Here is a 6,353-nt window from a genome sequence, read left to right on the forward strand (position 1 = left end):
AGCTTTTAAATAACCTAGCCATAGGGAAAAGGTGACGCATCGAAAGACATAAAAACATAATAAAGAGGTTTACGAGATCGTCTAAGAATCAAGGTATAAAAAAAGAGCCAACGGTTTTTCAGTCTGAGAACTCCTACCAGTTAAATTTTCCGGAAAATATTAATTCACCGGTTCCCATAGGTAGGTCATAAACTCCATATATAGCAACCATAGGCGGAGATTCGATATAAATTTTTGATAAGGTAGAATAAACTTTGACCTCAATTGCATCACCGGCTGCTAATGCATCCTCTTTCGTTTCCCAATAACTTATGGCACCGAACTCATTAGTTATATCTTCTCCAAAAAAAGTAATACCTTTAAATCCCTTTAATGATCGATGGACCATGTGAGTTTTCTCAGCCCACTGCTCTGCGAATGAAATGGGGGCATCAGGTTTTAATCTAAACATACTTAATCTAGCGTACATTAGGAATCTCCACCTTCTACAGTCAATATTAAAATTTTATGTTAGATCAGTTCAAAACGTGTATGTTTGATTTAAATTTTGCATTTTTGAGTGAGTAACATAAAAGTCAACTAATAATCTCAAGGCAGAATGGAGAGGTGCATTAGTCACATTATTGTTAAGTTAGAAAGTAAGTTAAAAACGAATTTACCGAATTGGTTTTATGAGCTATATACAACCATTCCAATAATTGATGCTGAATTCGGAGTCCAAGAAGACGAACAAGATGATGATTATGATGGAATTTCATTTATGATGTGGGGCGATGTAGAAAGCATAATTTAAGAATGTACTCAGTTTAAGCCTGGGATTTCGGTATTGCAAAACGGTTATATCTATATCGCGAGTTGCTCAAATGGAACGGCGACCCTAGAATGGGGAGTATGTTAATGAAAAAAATAGCAGTAATAACCGATATTCACGGAAATAGCCCTGCATTAATGTCGGTGCTTCAGGATATCACTTCCAAGAGTGTTGATCACATTTATTGTTTGGGGGATGTAGTTGGCATTGGACCCGATTCCAACGAAGTTCTTGAATTACTATTGTCACGAACTGATGTTTCATTCGTTGTGGGTAATCATGATGTAGCGGTATTAACTGCTTTTTATGGAGATGACGCTCCGAAAGGACATCAAAATGAACGGCACCATCACCAATGGTTGGCAGATAGAATTAACCCCGAATACATCGAATCGATGAGTAAATGGCCAAAACAATTAATCATCAATCATTTCAATAAAGAACTGCTATTCACTCATTATCATCTCAATCAAGATGGCTGGTTTTTGTCTATTGAAAAGAACCCGTCAACGGAGAATTTAGATCAACTCTACAAAGAAACCAAGTATAAGATGGTATGTTTTGGTCATCATCATATGATTCACCATTTTGTTTCTAGCAAAAGAACTTATTTTAATCCTGGTGCCTTAGGTTGTCACGATAAACCGCGCGCAAGATACGGCATTGTATCGTTAACGGAGAATGCGATCAGCGAAGAGCTAATTGAAGTGCCTTACGACAATAAGGAGTTTCTGCAATCTTATATTCAGTTGCAGGTTCCTGAAAGGGAATTTATTATGAAAATTTTTCACGGTGGGCAATTAACTTATTAGGAACGAATTGTTGACGGAGAACGATAGTTAAACATAAAGGGTTCCACATATTAGTCATACATAATATGTAGAACCCTTTTTTTTTATTTGATTCTCTTAAGTTTAGGTCTTGATAATTTCAGTCTAATACTTTATTTTCCTTGAACATAATGATGATATCCGTTCGCATTCTACGAGTTCAAATTACCAAATTGAAGTGTCTACGGCAAACGCTGGCGCTCGAAGTTTTATTCCGGGTCGCTAAGCAGGAACTCGGCTTTGAGTCTTGCCATTCCAAATCCGAGGCACACCAGCATGCACATATGGAATTACTTTTTGCAACCGAAACCCTTCTTACCTATGCGTTATGGCAATTAAACAACAAAAAAACGAGTGATGATGAAGGCTACACCCACGGCGAAATGGTTCGTGGCCTCTTCCACACTCGTTGTCAGGTCCGTCGCAGAAACTGCAAAGGGTCTGAACGAATCTTCATCGATTTTGACATAGAAGCACGCCGTTTTGCAAGTCTTATTTCGGATTACTGGTCTCCCCAACTTTTCATGACGTGGTGGCCGGTTTATTCAAACATAGATTCTCACAAATACCAATTAATCTCGCGAACTGCGTAAGTCCTGTGAGTTTTTCAAGTCTCTCAATTATATGTGATATTAACACCTATGTTACAAGAAGTTAATATTTAGACAACAAAATTAGTTTGTTCTATAAAAGTAGTTTAATAGATAACTTCGAGAGAAGGAACAAGCATCTTTTTAGGAGACTTAAATGCTACACCTGAAAGTTCAGAAATTCTAAAGATGACTGCACAATATAAAGACGTATTTGCTGAACTCGGTCAAAATGAGGACTATACCTCTTATTATTAAACCCAATCGTCGCATCGACTATATTTTTACTTCTGAAGATGTAAAAAATTCTACCGGGAAAGTTATAGACACTATTGCATCTGACCATTTACCAGCTTGTATGGCAATACGATTAGGGATAAAAACTTGATATAATTGACCAGTGGTTAAAAAAGCCTTGATCCCCAAGGACTATTTAATTTGTAAGGATTAGCATGCCAGTAAGAAAACTAACGGCGTTTATGTTGATACGGATCGATTACAGTAGAATTTAATTTTATGAATGTCGAAATCAATGTCAAAAGTCACAAAACAGATGAATGGAAATCAATGCTATATTTCTGAAAAATCAAAACTATCGCTCTATATGATATACATTTTTTATAGTCTAGTATTAGGTTGAAAGGCTGATTGCTATAAAAAATACGGAGGTTGGCAAATGAGAACAAAGGTAACAAAGCGAATTACAGTATTAACTCTCATCTTTATCGTAATCCTGTCTCTATTTAGTAGTTTGGCTTCTGCCTCGCCTGAAAAGTCAGTAAAGGCAGAAGGGAGAACAATTGTATCGCTCGTTTTAGCTGCACCTAGAATAACATTCATAGATGAAGGGGAAGAGCGTCCAATAGCTTTGAAAGCGCTTTATAGCGATGGTTCAATGGAAGACGTAACTAAATTAGCTAAATGGGAATCAAGAGATCAGTCGATTGCATTGGTTGAAAATGGCGTATTAAAAGCGATCTCACCAGGTGATGTTTCAATGAGAGTAACTTACTCAACTTTTCCACAGATAAACTTCTTTGCTTCTATAAGAGATGTTCCAGAAAATGTAACGGCGCTTCTACTTTCGGCTAGCAAGTTTAGGTTAGAAACCTCTGATAAGCCGGTTCAAGTATATGCCATTACAAGGGACCCCGAGAGTAGAGAGGTTACTTCTTTAGGAAGTTGGACAACTACAGATCGTAATGTTGCTACCGTTAGTAAAGATGGTAAGATTACCCCAGTTGGAATAGGCCAAGCATATATATATTTTAAATACGATAAATTGGTTGATGCTGTACTTGTTAATGTTGTTAAGCCGGAGAAGCTTGTAACTGATGAACCTGCTGTTGAAATTTTGCCAGGTGCAAATTGGCCGGTTCAATTAACCGAAGTATTCAATAACGGAGAGTCAGAGAATGTAAATCCAAGTGAAGTGAAGTGGACTGTCGAAGATAGCAGCATTGCAACGGTAACGGATTCAGGATTAATCATTGGAGGTAAGACAGGTAAAACAATTGTGACAGCTTCCTATAGATCAGATGTTCTTCCTCCAGTTAAAATTGAGGTTACTGTCACCAATAAGCTTACTACTCCAAGAGTTATTGGTGTGAAAGCTTCTCCATCAAATCTCTCCATAGGTGTAGGTGAGGAAGCGCAAGTTGCAATAACAGCGATTTACAGTGATGGGAGCACGGAGGATGTCACAGCTTCCGTTCAATTGTTCTCCGACAATCACTATGTAGCTTCAGTTCAGCAAAATTATGGTGGTACATCAAAGGTTATTGGTCAATTGAGTGGCGCAACCGTTTTGCATGCTATCTATAATAATGGTCGTCACACTGTAGATATCCCGGTGGCAGTCACGGATAAAGACGTTCAGAAGAAGGCTCCAACCCCTGAATCGATTTCTGTTACACCAAATATGAAAAATATGGTGGTACATCAACAGCAGCAATTGGAGGTAAAAGCGAGCTATACGGACAAATCTATTGTAAATTCGTCTCCATCTGCGGTTTATAAATCATCTAATCCTGATGTTGTTAAAGTTAATAAGGATGGCCTACTTACTGCTGTAGGTACTGGTACAGCAATAGTTACCGTAGATAGCTCTGGTTACTCAAAGCAGATTCCTATTGCCGTTTCAGAAAAACCTTCTAAAGATTTCGCGAATAAAATTGTTGATCTGATTCCTAGTGAAACTAACATCTCCTTTCGGTTAGCCGAGCGCGCGCATTCGTTTTCTGTAAAAGCAAAATATCAAGATGGTTCAACAGCTGACGTCACTTCAGACTCAAGATTCACATCACTAGACCCAAGCATTGTTACAGTTAAGAATGGTGTTCTTACAGCGGTTGCATCAGGTACAACTCAAGTCCTTATCAATCACGGGACAAGCACCGAAATCTTGAAGGTTTCAATCCTTTCTGAAAATAATGCATCTACGGGGGATTTAAAAATAGAATCATTGCTTGTATCCTCATTGGATGTTATTGTTCAAAAAGATAAGCTTTATCCCGTACATGTTTTAGCCCAATACAATGATGGGACTCAAAAAGAGATTACGAAGTCAATCCAGTGGATTTCAGAGGATCCTAATGTTGCTGGTGTTACAGACGGGAAATTTACTGGAATGAAAATTAGAAAAACGACAGTTAGTGCAACAATTGCAGGTTTCCCTCCTATTAAAATTCCAGTAAAAGTAATAGAAAAAGAGGGACCAGTTAATTTAGTCGGAATCACTAAAAACATACTGGGAATGCTAATACAGCCTGAGGCAGGAGCTCCTGTAGATGTGGACGCCTTTGCGGAATATACAGATCATAATATAGTTCAGGTTGATACTGATGGGAAGTGGGAATCTTCCGATGAGAAAGTAGCAACTGTTGATCAGAACGGGATCATTACATGGGTCGGCCCTGGTGAAGCATACATCTATTTCAATTATGGTGGTTTGAGAGATTCTGTTTGGGTAAGAAACACAAAGCCTGTAGCTTTAACTTCATTTCCCCGCAATGTGATGTTAGAACCTAATAAGTCGACGGACGTGTCTATAATTGCTTTCTTTGGTCATCCAGGCAGAGATGGTAATTGTGATTGTTTTGATGTTACTAGCCTAGTAAAATGGACGGTGGCGGACGAATCGGTTGCAACGATTTCTGCTGATGGACATATCATCGCTCACGCTGTTGGAAAAACGACGATAACTGCTACTGTTTTTGGTATGTCAACGACAATTAATGTTGATGTCGTGGCAAAGTATCCTACATTTACATTGGGGATAAGCTCTTCGCCGGGTTATATCGTAAATTCAGCAGGCTCAACAAGTGAGGTAGTCATTAATGCAATGTTTAGCGATGGAACGGTAAAAGACGTTACGGCTGATGTCACATGGAGTACGTCTAATCCGGAAGTAGCTGAAGTGACCGCTGATCATAAGATCGTAGCGAAATCAGAAGGAGCAGCTGTGATCTTTGCGGAATATGACGGATTTAAAACAATTATTCCTGTTGTTGTAAAACCTAAATAAATAATGTCAATTTTAAATTATTGATGATGAGATGAATTCTCCAGCCATATTCAATTTGAAAAGCCAGCGATTTATTACGCTGGCTTTTTATTATAGTAAGTTTGGAGGCGATACAAATAGAACATTACATGAACCGTATCACAAATAGAAGCATCAGTTTCATCTCAATGAAGAAATAAAGGATTTGTAGCAGCATCAAATATTTTTGACACATCTTCCATAGGAACATGCTTGTACGATAAAGGTAAGAGTCAGAATTTTATCCTTTAAACGTAATGGTTGGAATTGATTTTGTTTCGTTTAGGAGTTATATTTTAATTCAAACAATGTGCTAAGTAATGGTGAGCAGTAGTCCGCGTAAACCGCGGGCTTTTTTATTTATCGGCTCAAGTTCTTGTAAATTGACAATGTCAAGAACTTGAGTCGATTGCCGATTTGTGACAAGAACATTGTCCGAATGCCGACACATAAAATTTAACCGCTAAACTACCATGAAAATTAAAATGCAGGCAGTCGAAGAAAAAGACATCACTAAAGAAGACGCGGCTCAGACGCTTTTTAAAATCTGAAATGCATAGGAGGGATTGGTAAACCTT

The 6,353-nt window shown here is 38.1% G+C and carries 4 protein-coding genes; 2 read left to right on the plus strand and 2 right to left on the minus strand.

Annotated elements, in window-relative coordinates:
* Window positions 1-133 precede the first annotated feature (133 nt).
* Window positions 134-469 (minus strand): hypothetical protein, encoded by a 336-nt coding sequence (locus tag AC58UW_RS19790; RefSeq protein WP_497422326.1) that lies wholly within the window; start codon window positions 467-469, stop codon window positions 134-136.
* 428 nt (window positions 470-897) lie between these two features.
* Between AC58UW_RS19790 and AC58UW_RS19795 the strand changes: the two genes are divergently transcribed.
* Both AC58UW_RS19795 and AC58UW_RS19800 read left to right on the plus strand, forming a co-directional pair.
* Entirely contained in the window at window positions 898-1,623 is a 726-nt protein-coding gene (locus AC58UW_RS19795) for a metallophosphoesterase family protein (RefSeq protein WP_497422327.1), read from the plus strand.
* A gap of 1,284 nt (window positions 1,624-2,907) precedes the next feature.
* Window positions 2,908-5,757 carry an Ig-like domain-containing protein gene (locus tag AC58UW_RS19800; RefSeq protein WP_497422328.1) on the plus strand — a complete coding sequence of 950 codons (2,850 nt, stop codon included), beginning with the start codon at window positions 2,908-2,910 and terminating at the stop codon, window positions 5,755-5,757.
* Between the two features lie 410 nt (window positions 5,758-6,167).
* Here AC58UW_RS19800 and AC58UW_RS19805 read toward each other — a convergent pair.
* On the minus strand, window positions 6,168-6,353 hold a 186-nt coding region (locus AC58UW_RS19805), incomplete at its 5' end, for a hypothetical protein (protein WP_497422329.1).

It is taken from the genome of Paenibacillus sp. J22R160, from assembly GCF_059692135.1.